Genomic DNA, 17,472 nt, shown 5'->3' with positions numbered 1-17,472 from the left:
CATGCGCGAACTCCGGATCCTGTGGGGCCAGCGGCTGCGGCGTGACCGCTGGCAGCTGGTCACCTGGGTGCTGGGCATGGGCGCCCTCACGCTGTTCGCTGCTTCCGCCATCCAACAGACCTACGGCGAGGAGTCCAGCCGGGCGGAGATCCTCCAGGTGGCCATCGCCACCCCGGCCATTCTCATGCTCCGCGGCCTGCCGCGCGACGCAAGCCTTGGCGGCTTCATGTTCTTCCTGATCTACGCCTTCCTGGCGCTGCTGGCAGGCCTGATGAGCACCTTCCTGGCCGTGCGCCACTCGCGGGCCGATGAGGAGACCGGGAGCGCCGAGCTGATCGCAGCCACCCCGGCCGGTCGCCTGACCCCTGCCGTGGCCACGGTCATGCATGGCATCAGCGCCAATGTCCTGGCCGCGCTCGCGGTGTTCGGCGGATTCTTGGCGGCGGGGCTGGATCGTGACGGTTCGCTGCTGGCGGGAGCCTCCGTAGGCGCCGTCGGGCTCGCGTTTTTGGGCGTGGGGCTCTTCGTCGCCCAGCTGATGGGGACCTCCCGCGGCGCAAACGGCTACGCGGCTTCCTTGGTTGTGCTGGCCTACCTCCTGCGGGGCATCGGCGATGCCGGCGGCACGCCGAGCGCCGACGGGCTCCCCATGACCGCCGGAACGGCCAGCTGGTTCTCCCCGATCGGATGGGGCCAGCAGACGTTCGCCTTCACCGGCGGCCGCTGGTGGCCGCTGCTCCTGCCGCTGGGGCTGGCCGTCTTCTCCGGTGGCGTGGCGTGGGTCCTCCTGGAACGGCGGGACAGCGGCGCGAGCGTGTTTGGTGCGCTGCCCGGCCGGATGGCGGCCCGGCCCGGCCTGCGCAGCCCCACCGCCCTTGCCCTCCGGCTACAGGCTGGCTCGATCACTGGCTGGGGCGTCGGCGGGCTGACCATGGGGCTGCTGGCCGGTTCGCTGGGCAGGGCGATTGCGTCAACGGAGACCGCCGGCAGCAACATCACTGTTGCGCTGCGCGCCATCCTCCAAACCCAGGGTGTGTCACTGACCCAGCTGATGATCTCGGCGATGTTCTCGATCGCCGGCATCCTGGCCGCCGCCTGCGGGTTGCAGGCGGTCCTGCGACTGAGGCAGGAGGAGGCCGGCGGCACGGCGGAACTCCTGCTCGCCGCCCCCATCAGCCGCGTGCATTGGCTGGCCAGCTACCTCCTGCTGGGCACGGCCTCGGTGGTACTGGTCCTGTCCCTGACAGCCCTCGGTGCCTGGGCTTCCCTGGCCGCGGCCGGCGACACGTCCGTGGAAGGGCAGGCCGTATGGGAGACGGCGGCGGCCCAGCTGCCGGCGGCACTGATCTACCTGGCCGTCCCCGCGCTGGTGTTCGTCATCTGGCCGGCCGCGACCATCGCCGGGGGCTGGGCCCTCCTCGGGGCCGGCGTGGTGATGGGCATCTTCGGCGGACTGGTGGGCCTGGACAAGAGCGTCCGCGACCTCTCGCCGTTCACCCACACCCCTGTTCCCAGCGGTTCGACGACGGACTGGAGCGGAGCGTGGTGGATGCTGGCCATCGCCGTGGTCACGGCCGCCGTGGCCGTGGCAGCGATGCGGCGCCGCGAAACAGGGACGGCCTGACGGCAGCAAAGCTTGTTGACAGCACCGGCGCGCAGCCGCCGGAAGCGCACCTAGACACAGGAGGCCGGCCGTGACCATTATCGACAACGCCGTCTACGTCGACGGGCTGCGGACGGAGGATCCCGCCAGCCTGGACGAGACCTACTTTGTGCTCCGCCAGCGCGAGGGGATGGCGTGGATCGGCCTTTACCGGCCGGACCCCGGGGAACTGCAGTCGGTGGCCGAGGAATTCGACCTCAATGCGCTCGCCGTCGAGGATGCCCTGGCCGGCCACCAGCGAGCCAAACTGGAGCATTACGGCGAATGCGTCTTCCTGGTGCTGCGGCCGGCCCGCTACCTGGACGACGTGGAGAAGGTGGACTTCGGCGAGATCCACGTCTTTGTCGGCGCCGACTATGTGGTGACCGTCCGGCATGCCGAATCCCCGGACCTGGCCAAGGTGCGCCGCCGGATGGAAGCCATGCCGGACTTCCTGGCCCTGGGCCCGGATGCGGTCCTCTACGGCATCCTGGACCAGGTGGTGGACGAGTACGAACCCGTGGCGGCGGGGCTCGAGAACGACATTGACGAGATCGAGGACGACCTCTTCGGGGCGGACCCGGAGGTTTCCCGGCGCATTTACGAGCTTTCCCGCCAGGTCATCATGTTCCAGCGCGCCACCAGCCCGCTGGCAGGGATCCTCCAGGTCCTGATGGCCGGGACGCCGGAGCGGGAGCCCGATCCGGAACTCCAGGACCACTTCCGCGACGTGCTGGACCACGTGCTCCGGCTCAATGAACGCGTGGCATCCTTCCGTGTGCTGCTGCAGAACGCGCTGGCCGTGAACGCCGCGCTGGTGGCCCAGCGGCAGAATGACGAGATGCGCCGCCTCACCGAATCCAGCATTGCCCAGAGCGAGCAGGTCAAGCGGATTTCCTCCTGGGCGGCCATCCTGTTTGCGCCCACGCTGGTGGGAACCATTTATGGCATGAACTTCCGTTCCATGCCGGAGCTCGAGTGGGTGTTTGGCTACCCGTTTGCCCTCGGCCTGATGATTGCCATGGGGCTGGCGCTCTACTGGACCTTCCGCCACAACAGGTGGATCTAGCGCCCGCTTGTACAGTGGGTCCATGCCCACGCCGCTGCCCACCGTGCCCCCTTTAGCGGAACTCCTGGCCGGCGCGCACGTCGTGAGCCTGCCCATGCGGGTCAAGTTCCGCGGCATCATGGAGCGCGAGTCCCTGTTGCTGCACGGCCCCGCCGGCTGGGGCGAGTTCTGCCCGTTCCCCGAGTACGGCGACGCAGAGGCCTCCCGCTGGCTCGCCGCGGCCGTTGAAGCCGGCTGGCAAGGCTTCCCCGCCCCGCTGCGTTCGGTGATCCCCGTCAACGCCACGGTTCCCGCCGTACCTGCGGACCGCGTGCCGGACGTTCTGGCACGCTTCGGCCGGGTGGACGCGGTCAAGGTCAAGGTGGCCGAACAGGGACAAACGCTGGACGACGACGTCGCGCGCCTCGCCGCCGTCCGTTCCGCCCTCCCCGATGCTGCCGTCCGGGTGGACGCCAACGGCGGCTGGGACGTTCCGGCCGCCGTCGAGGCACTCACCCGGCTGGCCGTCGTCGGGCTTGAATACGCCGAGCAGCCGGTGCCCACGATTGAGGGTCTGGCGCAGGTGCGGCGCGCGCTCCGCGGGGCGGGAACGCCGGTGCTGATTGCGGCCGACGAAAGCGTCCGCAAGGAATCCGACCCCCTGCGGGTTGCCCGCGCCGGCGCGGCGGACCTCATCGTGGTCAAGGTGGCACCGCTCGGGGGAGTGCGGCGCGCCCTGGACGTCGTGGCACGGGCCGGGCTGCCCGCCGTCGTCAGTTCCGCGCTGGACACCTCGGTGGGCATCCGCGCCGGACTGGCCCTGGCGGCCGCATTGCCGGAGCTGCCGTATGCGTGCGGTCTGGGGACGGTGTCCCTGTTCGAATCGGACGTCACCACGGATCCGTTAGTGGCCGACGACGGCGCCATCCGCCTGCGTGACGTCGCCGCCGACGCCGGGCTGCTGGAGCGGTACGCGGCTTCCGCGGAACGGCGGGACTGGTGGCTGGACCGGCTCGCCCGCGTCCACGCGCTCCTGGCCGCCCGCTAGCCCACCGCGACGCTCTCTCACTTAACGCGCCTTTCGGGCTGACGCTCTCTCACTTAACGCGCCTTTCGGGCTGACGCTCTCTCACTTAACGCGCCTTTCGGGCTGACGCTCTCTCACTTAACGCGCCTTTCGGGCTGACGCTCTCGCATGTGCGCAGGTCATCGGGGGTTACCGGCGGGTTTACCTCCGGTTCACCTCGCTGACGGCTGCCCGTAGGAACCGGCTGGCAAGGTGAGGGCACCGCATCGATTTTTTTGGAAGGCAACCATGTCTGAAACTGCCCGCAAGTTCACCCTGCTGCCGATGCTCGGCCACACCAAGGGCAAGCGCAGCGCCGTCACCTGCGCCCTGAAGTGCGACAACGCCTGCGCAGGCGACGTCTGCAACACCAGCTCCAACAGCTACTTCCGCGACATCGCCTCCGCCACCATGTCCCGCCGCGCCGCCCTGGGCTTCGGCGCCGCCGGTGCCCTCGCCGTCGTCCTCGGCAGCGCCGTCACCTCGCCGGACTCCGCACATGCCGCCGGCCTCTCCAAGGCAGCGAAGGAAGGCTTCGGCAAGTCCAAGCTTCAGTTCACCGCCATTCCCTCGATTGATGCGATGGTGGACGCCGTCACCGTGCCGGAAGGCTTCACCTGGAAGCCGGTCATCCGCTGGGGCGACCCCATCTTCAACGACGCGCCGGAGCTGGACCTGAACAACCAGACGGTTGCAGCCCAGGAAAGGCAGTTCGGCTACAACAACGACTACACGGACATCCTTGAGATCCCGGGCAGCAAGGGCCGCCGCGCCGTTCTGTTCTCCAACCACGAGTACACCAACGACGCCATCATGTTCCCTCCCGCCATGCCGGCCGAGCAGCAGCGCAAAGTGGGAGCAGCTGCGCACGGGCTGTCCGTTGTGGAGCTGGAGCGCCACAACAAGAACCAGCCGTGGACCTACGTCAAGGGCGCGGAACTGAACCGCCGCTACCTGAACAGCACGGTCTATGAACTGACCGGCCCTGCTGCAGGATCTGCACTGGTCAAGACCGTCGAGGACAAGGACGGCCGCTTCATCAAGGGCACCCTGGGCAACTGCGCCGGCGGAACCACCCCTTGGGGCACCATCCTCTCCGGTGAGGAAAACTTCCAGGGCTACTTTGTCGGCAACGGCACTTCCGCCGGAGACAAGCGCTACGGCATCACCAGCAAGCCAACCGCCCGCAAGTGGGAACTGGACGAGGACCGCTGGGACACCCGCAAGCCCGGCTACGAGAACGAGGCCAACCGCTTCGGATGGATCGTGGAAGTCGACCCCTTCGATCCCACCTCCACCCCGAAGAAGCATTCCTCCCTGGGCCGCTTCAAGCACGAGGGTGCCAACGTCATCATCGCCGAGTCCGGTCACGTAGTGGCCTACTCCGGCGACGACGAGCGCTTCGACTACCTGTACAAGTTCGTTTCCAAGGACAAGTACATTGAGGGCGACCGCAAACACAACATGACCCTCCTGTCCGCCGGTAACCTGTACGTCGCCAAGTTCACGGGCAACTCACCGGCCGCTGAAATCACCGGCACCGGGGCCGTCCCCTCGGACGGTGCCTTCGACGGCATCGGCCAGTGGCTGCCCCTGGTTGTAGACGGAAAGTCCGCTGTTCCGGGCATGTCCGTCGAAGAGGTCCTGGTGTACACCCGCCTGGCTGCCGACAAGGTTGGCCCCACCAAGATGGACCGCGCCGAGGACGTACAGCCCAGCCTGCACACGGGCAAGGTCTACGTGGCGTGCACCAACAACTCCAACCGCGGCACCGGAACGAACGAAGGCGCCACCGAGGTCAACCCGCGCAACCAGAACCGCGATGGCCACATCGTGGAAATCACCGAGACCGGCGACCAGACCTCCACCACCTTCACCTGGAACCTGCTCATGGTCTGCGGCGATCCCAAGCAGGGCGACGTCACCTACTTCTCCGGCTTCCCGGTGGACCAGGTCTCGCCCATCTCCTGCCCGGACAACCTCGCGTTCGACTCCGTGGGCAACCTCTGGATTTCCACCGACGGCGCCCCCTCCGGCATCGGCCGCGCGGACGGGCTCTTCAAGGTCACCTTGGAAGGAGCCGAGCGCGGGAAGGTGGAGCAGTTCCTGGCTGTTCCGCGCGATGCCGAGACCTGCGGCCCCATCATCCACGATGAGGAGCGCACCGTGTTCGTCGCCGTGCAGCACCCGGGCGAGGACGGCACGTTCGAGAAGCAGGTTTCCTTCTTCCCGGACTACGTCACGGAAGGCACGACGCCGGCTCCCGGCCAGGTACGCGCACCCCGCCCGTCCGTGATCCAGGTGTTCCGCACCGACGCCTGACCCCTCCAGCCCTGCAACGCTCTCTCACTTCCTGCAGGTTTTGGGCCAACGCTCTCTCACTTTTCGCCCCGCCGGGTTCGAAAGGTGGGAGAGCGTTTGGGTTAAAGGCGCATTAAGTGAGAGAGGGTGTGGGGGTGGCAGACTGGTCGGGTGACTTCGCACAACGATGCCGCCCCCGGCACTTCCCAGACAGGTTCACCGGACGCCCCTTCCATCAGCGCCATCGCGGCGGCAAGGATCGCCGTCGGGGTTTTGATCGACGGCGGCGTGCAGTACGTGGTGGTTTCGCCCGGTTCCCGTTCGGCTCCCATGGCATACGCGCTGGCCGAAGCCTCAGCTGAGGGCCGGGTGGAACTGCTGGTGCGCATCGACGAGCGCTCTGCCGGGTTCACGGCCCTGGGCCTGGCACTTGCCACCGGCTCTCCCGCTGCCGTGCTGACGACGTCCGGTACCGCCGTCGGAAACCTGATGCCCGCCGTCATGGAGGCCAACCACGCTGCGGTTCCCTTGGTGGTCCTGTCCGCGGACCGCCCGGATGAGCTCCGCGGCACGGGCGCCAACCAGACAACCGTCCAGCCGGACCTCTTCGGCGATCAGGTGCGCTTCGCCGCCGACATCCCCGCCGGATCGGACCCCGCGCGCGCCATCCGGACCGGCCTGTCCGCCGCCACCGGCGCCTTCCCGGAGCTCCCGCCGGGCCCCGTCCAGCTGAATCTCGCCTTCCGCGATCCGCTGGTTCCCTCGCCGGAAGAGGCGCTCCCGCCGGCGGCCGAGCGGCAGCGCTACCGGATCGGCACCGAGCCCCTCATTATGAACCTGCCGCCGGCGTCAGCGGGGCTGCCCGAGCGGCGGACGGTGGTCCTGGCAGGGCACGACGCCGGACCCGTCGCCGAGGCGTTTGCCCGCGCCCACGGCCTGCCGCTGCTGGCGGAGCCGTCATCGAATGCCCGCTTCGGCCCGAACGCCGCGGGGCCGTACCGACTTCTGCTGGAGCACTTCGGACCAGGGTCCGCGATGCCGATTGAGCGCGTGGTGCTGTTTGGCCGCCCCACGCTGTCCCGCCCGGTGGCAGCCCTTCTGGCCCGCGCGGAAGTTCCGTCCGCCCTGTACCAGCCGCTTCCCGTGGCCTGGTTCGAGCCGGGCCGCCGCACCGAGCTGCCGCTGGAGAACCTTGCAGACCTGGCGGAATTCGCGGGCCGCGGGGCACCGGAATGGCTGGATACCTGGCTCCTCGCCAGCTCGGCAGCGCAGCATGCCCTGGACGGAATACTTTCAGCTGACGCCGCCGCCACCGGCCTGTCCGTGGGATCGCTGGTCTGGAAGCACAGCGGCGGCCAACTGCTGCTGGGATCTTCCAATGGAATCAGGGACGTGGACCTGGCCGGGCTGCCCGCTCCCGAACCGGCCGCCACGGTGTATGCCAACCGCGGGCTGTCAGGCATTGACGGCACCATCTCCACAGCCACCGGCGTAGCGCTTGGCGGCCGGCAGGAAACAACCGTCCTGCTGGGGGACATCACCTTCCTTCACGACGCCGGAGGGCTGTTCCTCGGCTCCGGGGAGGAACAGCCGCAGCTCCGGATCGTGGTCCTCAACGACTCCGGCGGTGCCATCTTCGACCTGCTGGAGCACGGTGCGGTGCGCGAGGCCGGAACCTACGGGGACGCCGTCGAACGCCTCTTCGGCACCCCGCACGCAGTGGACCTTTCGGCACTCGCCGCAGCGTACGGCGTCGGGCATTCAGTGGTGGGTACGACGGCGGGACTCGCCGAGGCGCTTGCCCGGCCGATCGAAGGCCGCACCATAGTGGAGGTCCGGACGGACCGGCACGGCCTGCGCGGCCTGCACGCACGGATCAGGGAAGCCGTGGCCGCGGCGGTAGCGGGAGTACTGGCCCGCTGACGGCGGCCGGATTGGATCTGCGCTACCCGTTCCGACATCGGCCACCGGGATCCCGGGAGCCGTCATCCGAATCGGGCGCACCACCTTAATCCACATACACGTGATCGGGCATTACGGCGGCGTGTAAGCCCCGCAACCATGGCTGGATGGACACCAATGCACTCATACTCAGCAGCGATTATGCCCGCCTTGGCAAAGACTCCCGGGAACTTGCGCGGAAGTGCGCAGCAGGGGAGCTGCGCCGGATCAGGCATGGCGTCTATGTTTCCGAGGCTGTCTGGAGGGACCTCAAGCCATGGGACCGGTATCCGCTGCTGATCCTGGCGACGGCCACCACACTGAGGACGCGGAGCGTTTTTTGCCTGGAATCGGCGGCGGCCCTTTGGCGCATCCCGCTCCTGGGGGCACAGAAGGTGGTCCATGCCTGCACCGACGATCCGGCTGGTGGCCGGTCGAAGCCAGGGATCAGCCGCCACCGCATCAGCGCGAGTGGTTCGGAGATCTGCGAGCGGACAGGGCTCCTGGTGACTTCAAGGGAACGTACTGTCCTGGATTTGGGCGCTCTCCGGCCGTTTGAGCATGCCGTGATTGCGTTCGACCACGTACTCAAGCCGGACGCCGTTACGGGCCTGCCACCCCTGGACAAAGACTCTTTGAAGCTGATGGCAAGCGAACGATACAGTGCGGCCGCGGCCAGGCGAATCGGTACTGCACTGGACTTCGCCGACCCGAATTCCGGATCACCGGGTGAATCTTTGAGTCGCGCCTACATGTTCCTCGGGGGATTTCCCATCCCCTTGCTTCAGCGCGGGGTGGTGGACAGGAAAGGCTTTGTGGCCTACCTCGACTTCGAATGGGGCGCCGAAAGGATAGCAGGCGAGTTTGATGGCCTCGTCAAGTACCAGAAACCGGAGTTTCTGCGCGGCCGCACTCCCTCCGAGGTGGTGATTGCCGAGAAGAAGAGGGAGGACCGGATCCGCGCAACTGGACGGAGGGTTGTCCGGTGGACATGGGCTGAGTTGCGGGATGCGGAGACTTTTGCCGCCTTCCTCATCGCCGAGGGGGTGCCTAGGCTACCGCTTCGCGCCACCATTCCGGGTGTCCGCGCCCGAAAAGGACAGCCGCCATCCGGGGCCGGATAGCGGCTGTCCTTTGGGGGCGCGAAACGCGCTACTCCTCGAGGCCGATATGCGTCGGATCGAGGACGCGGCGCAGGAACTCCTTGGTGCGGGGCTGGGTGGGGGCGGCAATGACATGCTCGGCCGCGCCTTCCTCCACCACAACGCCGCCGTCCATGAACACCACGCGGTCCGCCACCTCGCGTGCGAAGCCCATTTCGTGGGTCACCACCAGCATGGTCATGCCTTCCTTCGCGAGGTTCCGCATGACGGAGAGGACATCGCCCACGGTCTCAGGGTCCAGCGCGGAGGTGGGCTCGTCGAAGAGCATCAGCTCCGGGTCCATGCTGAGCGCCCGGGCAATAGCCACACGCTGCTGCTGGCCGCCGGAGAGCTGGTCAGGGAAACGGTCCGCGAGGTGTCCCAGACCTACGCGCTCAAGGTTGTGCATGGACACCTTGTCCGCCTCGGCCTGGGAGCGCTTGAGGACCTTCGTTTGCGCGATGGAGCAGTTGCGCTTGGCGTCCAGGTGCGGAAAAAGGTTGAACTGCTGGAACACCATGCCCACTTTGCGGCGCATTTTGTCGATGTCCACATCCGGGTCCGTGGCCTCGTAGCCGCCCACGTGGATGCTGCCCTGGTTGGGCTGTTCCAGCAGGTTCACGCAGCGGAGCAGGGTGGACTTGCCGGAGCCGGAGGGCCCGATCAGGCACACCACTTCGCCCGGCGCCACATTCAGGCTGATGCCCTTGAGGACCTCGTTGGAGCCGTAGGCCTTGCGCAGGTCCTTGATGGAGACGCCGGCGGCGTGGATGGTGCCGGCGGAGGAATTTACGACGTCGTTCATGGTCTTCCCTGCCTATCGATTGTTCCGCGCGGTGCGGCTTTCGAACTTCCGGGCCAGGAAGCTCAGGGGGATGGTGATCACCAGGTAGAAGGCGCCGGCCACCAGGAGCGGCGTCAGGCCCGCACCGAGGCTCGAGATGCCGTCGCGGCCGAATTTGGTGAGCTCGTACTGGGATGCGGTGAGGCCCAGGACGTAGATCAGGGAGGAGTCCTTGGTGAGCAGGATGACCTCGTTGGTCAGCGGCGGCAGGACAATCTTGAAGGCCTGCGGGATGACGATGGTGACCATGGCCCGCCACTGGGGCATGCCCAACGACCGGGCCGCTTCCATCTGGCCCTTCGGTACGGCCTGGAGGCCGGCGCGGAGGGTTTCGGCGATGTACGCCGCGGCAACCATGCCCAGGGAAACCATGACGATCACGGTGACGTTCCACTGGACGCCAAAGGCCAAGGGAACGCCATAGCCGAAGGCGATGAACACCAGCAGGGCGGGAACGCCGCGGAAGAACTCAATGTAGCCGGTGGCGATCCACCGGTAGAGAGGGAAGCTGGAGAGCTTCATCAGGGCCAGCAGCAGGCCGCCGGAGAGGCCCACGATGAAGCCGAGGACCGTATAGATCAGGGTGTTTTTCAGGCCCACCAGGAAGATACCCGGGAACATCGGTCCGATCTTGCCAAAGTTGAAGACGCTGTTGCCGATGGTCTTCCAGTCGGTGGCCAGGATCAGCGCGGCGACGGCCACAACAAAGATTCCGGCCTGGACATACAGGCTTACTCTGGCGCGTTGACGTGCGGTCATTGCCATGGGGTGCTCACATTCGTTTGCGTGGCAGGGGCCCCGGACGGACTGCGGTGCAGCCCGTCCAGGGCCCCTGCTGCGTCATTCTCAGGGCTGTTCAGGCGCCAGGGCTGTATGCGCTGGGGCCCGCTCGTTGCTAGGTGCGGTTCGGGGCTACTTGGCGGTTTCGCCGAACCAGGTGGTTTCGAACTTCTTCAGGCTGCCGTCGTCCGTGAGGCGCTTGAGGGTCGCGTTGACCTTGTCGCCCATGGCGGTGTTGCCCTTCTTATAGGCGATTCCGAGCTTTTCGCCGCTCGCGTAGTTCTCCACGCGCTTCCAGTCGGCGTTGTCCTTGATGGCGTAGGCCAGAACCGACTGGTTGCCCAGGGCAGCGTCAATGGTACCGGCCTGGATGGCCTGCACCAGGAGGCCGGTGTCCTCGAACTGCTGGGCGTCTATCCCCTTCTCTGCCGCGTACTTGGCACCGGTGGTGGCCTGCTGGACTCCCACTTTCTTGCCCTTGGCGCTGTCAATGTTGGTGATGCCGGAGGCCGTGGTTGCCAGGAGCGTCAGGTCGTCGTCCATGTAGGGGGTGGAGAAGTCCATAACCGATTTCCGGACGTCCGTGATGGAGATCGAGGAGATGGACAGATCGCACTGGGTCAGCGCGGTGCCGGTCTCGATTGCCTCGAAGGAGCTGTCCACGATGCTCAGTTCGGCACCGAGGTCCTTGGCCACCTCCTTGGCGATGTCGATGTCGAAGCCGACGGTCTGGCCGTCCTTTTCGAACTCGAACGGCTCGTAGGGGACATCCGAGCAGACCGTGAGCTTGCCGGCGTTGATGAGCTGGATGCCGCCTTCGGAGGCTGCCGGGGTGGAGCTTCCGCCGCCGCATGCCGTGAGGGTGAGGGCGCTGACGACGAAGACTGCTGCTGCCTTGGCGGTCATTTTGGCCGTGGCCAGGGACTTGAGCTGCATGTTTCTTACCTTTTGTTGCGGGGAGTGTGTAGTACTAAATCGATTCATAGTGTAGCGCCAGATCATGAGATGTGCATCACAGGAAACTTAGTTTCACTATTGGATAACTAAATCACAGCGGAAATCAAGCGTGCCGGAGAAGGGGTTGTCTCCGATCCCGGACTGGCCGGGAGGGGGAATCAACTGCTGATGCCGAGCGACTCCAGCATCGGCCGGAACTTGGCCCACGTTTCAGCGAGCTCCGCTTCGGGCTGTGACCCGTCGACTATTCCGCAGCCGGCATAAAGCCGCACGTTGGTGGAGGACTCGATGACGGCGCCGCGCAGGGCAATGCCCCACTCGCCGTTTCCTGCCGCGTCAAGCCAACCCACCGGCCCGGCGTACGGTCCGCGGTCCAGGTGCTCCAGTTTGCGGATGAGTGCCCCGGCCACCTCCGTGGGAGTTCCGCAGACGGCCGCGGTGGGGTGCAGGGCGTTGATAAGCGCAAGGCAGGTGGGCACATGCCCTTCGATCTCTGCGAGCTCAGCCTTCACATCGGATGCCAGGTGCCACACGTTGGGCAGTTCCAGGATGAACGGCTCGTCATGGGCGTTCATGGCTTCCGAGAACGGTGCCAGTTGCGAGGTCAGCGATTGAATGGCGATCTCGTGTTCGTGCCGCTGCTTGTCGGATCCTGCCAGCACGCGGGTGGCGTAATCCATGGGGAGGCCGTCTTCGCCGTGCGCATCGCGGCGGTCCAGTGTTCCTGCCAGCACGCGGGCCTGGGCAGTGCGGCCCTCAACCTGGATCAGCATCTCCGGAGTCGCCCCCACCAGCCCGTCCACCCCGTATGTCCAGCACTCGCGGTACCGCGCGGCGAGCTCCCGCAGCACCGCTGAGGCGTGTACGCCCGACGGAATAGTGGCCAACACGTCCCGGGCGAGCACCAGCTTCTCCAGCGCACCCGTCCGGATTTCGGCTACGCCCGCTTCGACGGCGGCCATCCAGGCTTCCTCGCTCAAGGAACCGGTGTGCAAGGTTGCCGCCGCGGCGAGCGGGAGGGGACGCACGACGGCGCCGCCCGCCCTGGCACGGGCACCGCCCAGGGTGCCGTCCCCGGCAGGGTCCGCTGCCGCCGTCGGGCCTGCTCCAACGGGTGTGGCCGCAGCAGCTGCTGGACCGCCGGCAAGCCAGCGGTCCAGTGCGGCGAGGGCGCCGTCTCCGGTGAGGGGACCGTCGTCGAACGTCAGCTGGGTCAGCCACACCTGGCCGTCGCGCACGCCCACTACGATTTCCGGCACGATCAGCCGCGATTCGTGCGCCGAGGTCTTGGAAAAGGCAAAGGAGCCGAAGGCCACCGGCCCGGTGCCAGGAAGCTCCACGGAATCAATGACCTCGGCCTCAAGGACCAGGTGGCGCCACCAGATGTCTGCCTCAAGGAACCGCTCGGGGCCCGTTGCCGTGAAGCGCGCAATCTCGCCGAATCCTGCCAGTCCGGCCTCGCGGCGGGTCCAGCAGAGGACATCGTCCCGGACCAGAAACGCAGGAAGCCCCCCGGGGAATTCTTTTCCATCCAGGGGGACTGTCAAGGTGCGGAACGTGCTCGTCATGATGAGACAACACTACTCCCGAGCGTGCGGTGGCCCGGGAGGCCTGCTGGAGGTACCGGCGGCGGCCGGGCGGGCGTAGCCTTCTGCCATGGACTCCGAAGTCCGCCAGCTGTTCCTCGGCACCGGGATCCGCGTGCCGTGCCTGGTCCGGGGAGATGCCTCGGCGCAGCCCCTGCTTCTGCTCCATGCCTGGGGGGAATCACGCAGGAGCTTCGACCGGCTGGTCCCGCTTCTGGAGGAATTCCGGATCCTGGCGCCTGACCTGCGCGGCCAGGGGGATGCGGATAAACCTGTTAATGGCTATTCGCTGGAGGACCAGGCCCGGGACGTGGCCGCGATCCTCGATGCACTGGCTCTTGAATCGGCCGCCATCCTGGGCTCCTCAAGCGGCGGCTACGTGGCCCAGCAGTTGGCCGTGATGCAGCCTGAACGTGCTGATGCCCTGATCCTGGTGGGTTCGCCGCTGACCCTTCAAGGCCGGCCCGCGTTCGCCGACGAAGTGGAGGCCCTGGCCGACCCGCTGGACGAGGACTGGGTGCGTCAATCGCTGCTGTGGTTTCCCCTGGGCCAGGCGGTGCCCGGCTGGTACCTCGATGACCGGGTGGCGGATGGGCTGAAAATGCCTGCTACCGTGTGGAAGTCCGTGCTGGCAGGGCTCTGCCAGGCGGTACCGCCCACCGAAGCCGGAGCCATCCACGCCCCCACGCTGATCCTCTGGGGAGAGCAGGACGGCCTCCTGCCCCGCAGCCAGCAGGAAATCCTCGCAGCCCGCATTCCCGGCTCCGTCCTGAAAACGTACGCCGGAACCGGCCACGTGGTCCTCTGGGAATGCCCGGAGCGGGTGGCCGCGGATACCAGGGCATTCCTGGAGGGGCTTTGACTCCACGCCGCCTTGGTCCGGACCCTCCCGAACATTTGAGACAATGGCATGGTGAACCGAGCATCCTTGGATAAGCGTCCGGACGAAGTAGCCACGATGTTTGACGACGTCGCACCGAAATACGACGTCGTCAACGATGTCCTGTCCCTGGGGCAGACCCGGCGCTGGCGCAAGGTTGTGGTGGAAGCCATGGACGTCAGCAGGGGCCAGCGCGTCCTTGACCTGGCGGCCGGTACCGGCACCTCCAGCGAGCCTTATGCCGACGCAGGAATAGACGTTGTGGCCTGCGACTTCTCCCTCGGAATGCTCAAGGTTGGAAAGCGCCGCCGCCCGGACATCAATTTTGTTGCCGGGGATGCCACCAACCTGCCTTTCGCCGACAACTCGTTCGACGCCAGCACTATTTCCTTCGGCCTGCGGAACGTCAACGAGCCCAAGAAGGCGCTGCAGGAGATGCTCCGCGTCACCAAGCCGGGCGGCAAGCTTGTCATCGCAGAGTTCTCCCAGCCCGTGATCCCGCTCTGGCGCACCATGTATACCGAATACCTGATGCGCGCCCTGCCGGCCATTGCCACGAAGGTTGCCTCCAACCCGGACGCGTACGTCTACCTGGCCGAATCCATCCGCGCCTGGCCGGACCAGGACCACCTCGCCGCATGGCTGCAGGAATCCGGGTGGGAACAGGTCACCTATCGCAACCTTTCCGGCGGGATCGTGGCCGTCCACCGTGCGTTCAAGCCTGCAGGGTCGGCTCCGGACAACGCGGCTGCCGCCATCGCCGCGCACAAGGGCCCCGTGGCCAAGCTCCGCCGCAACATCACACGCTGACCTGTGAAGGTACTGATAGTCGGGGCGGGGCCGGCTGGCTCCACCGCCGCGTACTACCTTGCCAAGGCCGGCATCGACGTCACCGTCCTGGAGAAAACGAGCTTCCCGCGCGAGAAGGTCTGCGGCGACGGCCTCACCCCCCGCGCCGTCCGTGAAATCCAGAAACTGGGCCTGCCCCACCCCGAGGGGGAAGGCTGGCGCCGGAACAAGGGCCTGCGCCTGATCGCCGGCGGCCGCACCATCGAACTGCCCTGGCCCGAGGTGTCCGACTTCCCGCAGTACGGCCTGATCCGCACCCGCCTGGGTTTCGACGAGGAACTGGCCCGCCACGCCCAGGCGGCCGGCGCGGAAATCCTTGAGCGGCACAGCGTCACCGAAGCGCTTCGTTCTGAGGACGGCCGCGTCACCGGTGTCCGCGCAGCGCTCCTGGATGAGTCCGGACGCAAGGCGGGGGAGACGCGCGACTTCAGTGCCGACGTCGTCCTCGCTGCGGACGGCAACTCCACCCGAACCGCCGTGTCCCTCGGCATCCAGAAGCGGGACGACCGCCCTCTCGGCGTGGCCGTACGCACCTACTTCACCTCGCCGCGCACCGACGACGAATGGATGGAAGGCTGGCTGGAGCTGCCAGGCCGTGACGGCAAGCTGCTGCCCGGTTACGGCTGGGTTTTCGGCGTGGGCGACGGCACCTCCAACGTGGGCCTTGGCATCCTGAACTCCTCCAAGGAATTCGGCAAGCTCGACTACAAGCAGGTCCTGCGCGAATGGACCGCCGGCATGCCCGCCGAGTGGGGCTTCACGCCGGAGAACCAGGTGGGCGAGATCCGCGGCGCCGCGCTGCCCATGGGCTTCAACCGCACCCCGCACTATTCGCCCGGCCTGCTGCTCCTGGGTGACGCCGGCGGCATGGTGTCCCCGTTCAACGGTGAGGGCATCTCCTACGCCATGGAGTCCGCGCGCTTCGCCGCCGAGTTCCTGATTGATGCCTCCTCGCGCTCGGCTGCTTCGGGCGGAACGTACGACGCCGACGCGCACCTCGCGCGGTACGCGGACTACGTGCGGGACCAGTGGGGCTCGCACTTCACGCTCGGCCGGGCCTTCGCCGCGCTGATCGGCAAACCTGCCGTCATGAAGCTCGCGCTGCGCACCGGCATGCCGATCCCGGTTCTGATGCGCTTTGTGGTCCGGCTCCTGGCCAACCTCACGGACCCGTCCGCGAGGGGCTTTGAGGACCGGGTGATCCGGGTCCTCGAAGCGCTGGTCCCGGCCACAACCAACACATCGCCCACCCCGTCGGCTTCGAATCAGCGGTATCCGCAACAAAAAGTTAGGGTTAACCCGTGACCAACCCCGCAGACCACAGCTGGACGCACGCCGGACACGGCCTGCCGGACTCCGAACCCAGCCTTAATACCACCGCCATCGCTACGGGTTTGCAGCTGCCTGCGGGCTTCGCCGCCATTGCCGGAGACGCCGAACTGGGCCCGGCCATCACCAACAACCTGGCCCGCGTGGAGAAAAAACTCCGCGAAGCGATCGCCAACTCGGATCCCCTGGCTGATGCGACGTCGCGGCATCTGGTCGAAGCCGGCGGCAAGCGCATCAGGCCCCTGCTGACCCTGCTGTGCGCGCACCTCGGCGACGCTTCCCTTCCCGCCGTGGTGCAGGCCGCCGTCGTGGTTGAACTGACCCACCTGGCCACGCTTTATCACGACGACGTCATGGACTCTGCCCCGTTCCGCCGCGGAGCGCCCACGGCCCACGAGGTCTGGGGCAACTCGGTGGCGGTGCTCACCGGCGATCTTATCTTCGCCCGGGCTTCGATCCTGGTGTCCGAACTCGGGTCGCGGGCCCTTGGCATCCAGGCGCGCACGTTCGAGCGGCTGTGCCTGGGCCAGCTGCACGAGACCGTGGGGCCGCGTCCGGATGAGGATCCGATCGAGCACTACCTTTCCGTGATTGCTGACAAGACCGGTTCCCTCGTGGCGGCGTCCGGCCAGCTCGGTGCCATTTTCGCCAACGCCGATCCCGCGTTCGAGCCCGTCCTGGTGGAATATGGCGAGAAGGTGGGTGTGGCCTTCCAGCTTGCGGACGACGTCATCGATGTCACCGGGATCAAGGTCAAATCCGGAAAGTCGCCGGGCACCGACCTGCGCGAAGGTGTTCCCACCCTGCCGGTGCTGCTCCTGCGCAAGGCTGCCGCGGATGGTGACCAGTCCGCCGTCGGGCTTCTCCGGCTCATTGACGGGGACCTGTCCTCGGACGAGGCGCTTGCCGAGGCCGTAGCCGGGCTGCGCGAGCACCCCGTGACTGCGGAGTCCTGGGTTGTTGCCCGTCGGTGGGCCGATGAAGCCATCGCCGCCCTTGCCCCGCTGCCCGAAGGCGTGGTCAAGGATTCGCTGTCCAACTTCGCGCTGGCTGTGGTGGACCGCGCCAGCTAAGTCTTACCTGCGTGGAGGCCCGGTTGCCGCAAAG

General features: G+C 67.0%; 14 protein-coding genes. 10 read left to right on the top strand and 4 right to left on the bottom strand.

Going from position 1 to position 17,472, the window contains the following annotated elements; translation table 11 throughout:
- Position 1 precedes the first annotated feature (1 nt).
- The 6 genes from Q9R30_RS16405 (at position 2) to Q9R30_RS16380 (ending at position 9,122) form a co-directional block, all read left to right on the top strand.
- Positions 2-1,624 (top strand): hypothetical protein, encoded by a 1,623-nt coding sequence (locus tag Q9R30_RS16405; protein WP_311218287.1) that lies wholly within the window; start codon positions 2-4, stop codon positions 1,622-1,624.
- Positions 1,625-1,694: 70 nt separating this feature from the next.
- Positions 1,695-2,711 carry a magnesium and cobalt transport protein CorA gene (locus Q9R30_RS16400; RefSeq protein WP_104998756.1) on the top strand — a complete coding sequence of 339 codons (1,017 nt, stop codon included), beginning with the start codon at positions 1,695-1,697 and terminating at the stop codon, positions 2,709-2,711.
- Between the two features lie 22 nt (positions 2,712-2,733).
- Entirely contained in the window at positions 2,734-3,738 is a 1,005-nt protein-coding gene (locus Q9R30_RS16395) for an o-succinylbenzoate synthase (protein WP_199775262.1), read from the top strand.
- Between the two features lie 267 nt (positions 3,739-4,005).
- Positions 4,006-6,078, top strand: coding sequence for a PhoX family phosphatase (locus Q9R30_RS16390; protein ID WP_104998755.1), 2,073 nt, complete (start codon positions 4,006-4,008; stop codon positions 6,076-6,078).
- Positions 6,079-6,228: 150 nt separating this feature from the next.
- Positions 6,229-7,980, top strand: coding sequence for a 2-succinyl-5-enolpyruvyl-6-hydroxy-3-cyclohexene-1-carboxylic-acid synthase (gene menD / locus Q9R30_RS16385; protein ID WP_311218253.1), 1,752 nt, complete (start codon positions 6,229-6,231; stop codon positions 7,978-7,980).
- A 146-nt stretch (positions 7,981-8,126) separates the two neighbouring features.
- The gene (locus Q9R30_RS16380) at positions 8,127-9,122 is read left to right on the top strand and encodes a hypothetical protein (protein WP_104998753.1); all 996 of its coding nucleotides are present in this window, start codon (positions 8,127-8,129) and stop codon (positions 9,120-9,122) included.
- Between the two features lie 28 nt (positions 9,123-9,150).
- On the opposite strand, the gene Q9R30_RS16375 is transcribed toward Q9R30_RS16380, so the two are convergent.
- The 4 genes from Q9R30_RS16375 to Q9R30_RS16360 all read right to left on the bottom strand — a co-directional run bounded on the left by Q9R30_RS16375 (position 9,151) and on the right by Q9R30_RS16360 (position 13,289).
- Positions 9,151-9,945 (bottom strand): amino acid ABC transporter ATP-binding protein, encoded by a 795-nt coding sequence (locus Q9R30_RS16375; RefSeq protein WP_311218252.1) that lies wholly within the window; start codon positions 9,943-9,945, stop codon positions 9,151-9,153.
- A 12-nt stretch (positions 9,946-9,957) separates the two neighbouring features.
- On the bottom strand, positions 9,958-10,749 hold the full coding sequence (locus Q9R30_RS16370; protein WP_104998751.1) for an amino acid ABC transporter permease: 792 nt from the start codon (positions 10,747-10,749) through the stop codon (positions 9,958-9,960).
- Positions 10,750-10,896: 147 nt separating this feature from the next.
- Positions 10,897-11,700 carry an ABC transporter substrate-binding protein gene (locus tag Q9R30_RS16365; RefSeq protein WP_104998750.1) on the bottom strand — a complete coding sequence of 268 codons (804 nt, stop codon included), beginning with the start codon at positions 11,698-11,700 and terminating at the stop codon, positions 10,897-10,899.
- A gap of 179 nt (positions 11,701-11,879) precedes the next feature.
- Positions 11,880-13,289, bottom strand: a complete 1,410-nt coding sequence (locus Q9R30_RS16360; protein WP_311218251.1) for an isochorismate synthase — start codon at positions 13,287-13,289, stop codon at positions 11,880-11,882.
- An 88-nt stretch (positions 13,290-13,377) separates the two neighbouring features.
- On the opposite strand from Q9R30_RS16360, the gene Q9R30_RS16355 reads away from it, so the two are divergent.
- The 4 genes from Q9R30_RS16355 to Q9R30_RS16340 are packed head-to-tail and all read left to right on the top strand — an operon-like array spanning position 13,378 to position 17,438.
- A complete protein-coding gene (locus Q9R30_RS16355) occupies positions 13,378-14,169 on the top strand; it encodes an alpha/beta fold hydrolase (RefSeq protein ID WP_311218250.1) in 792 nt (263 codons plus the stop codon).
- Between the two features lie 51 nt (positions 14,170-14,220).
- Complete coding sequence (locus Q9R30_RS16350) at positions 14,221-14,997, top strand: demethylmenaquinone methyltransferase (protein ID WP_234005404.1); 777 nt, start codon at positions 14,221-14,223, stop codon at positions 14,995-14,997.
- A 3-nt stretch (positions 14,998-15,000) separates the two neighbouring features.
- Entirely contained in the window at positions 15,001-16,341 is a 1,341-nt protein-coding gene (locus Q9R30_RS16345) for a geranylgeranyl reductase family protein (RefSeq protein WP_104998746.1), read from the top strand.
- Positions 16,338-17,438 (top strand): polyprenyl synthetase family protein, encoded by a 1,101-nt coding sequence (locus tag Q9R30_RS16340; RefSeq protein ID WP_311218249.1) that lies wholly within the window; start codon positions 16,338-16,340, stop codon positions 17,436-17,438. The genes Q9R30_RS16345 and Q9R30_RS16340 overlap by 4 nt, the downstream gene beginning before the upstream one ends.
- Positions 17,439-17,472: the final 34 nt, after the last annotated feature.

The sequence above is a fragment of the Arthrobacter sp. AB6 genome (genome assembly GCF_031844545.1).
In the GTDB taxonomy this organism is placed as follows: Bacteria; Actinomycetota; Actinomycetes; order Actinomycetales; family Micrococcaceae; genus Arthrobacter.
This window is presented reverse-complemented; position numbering and strand designations above follow the sequence as displayed.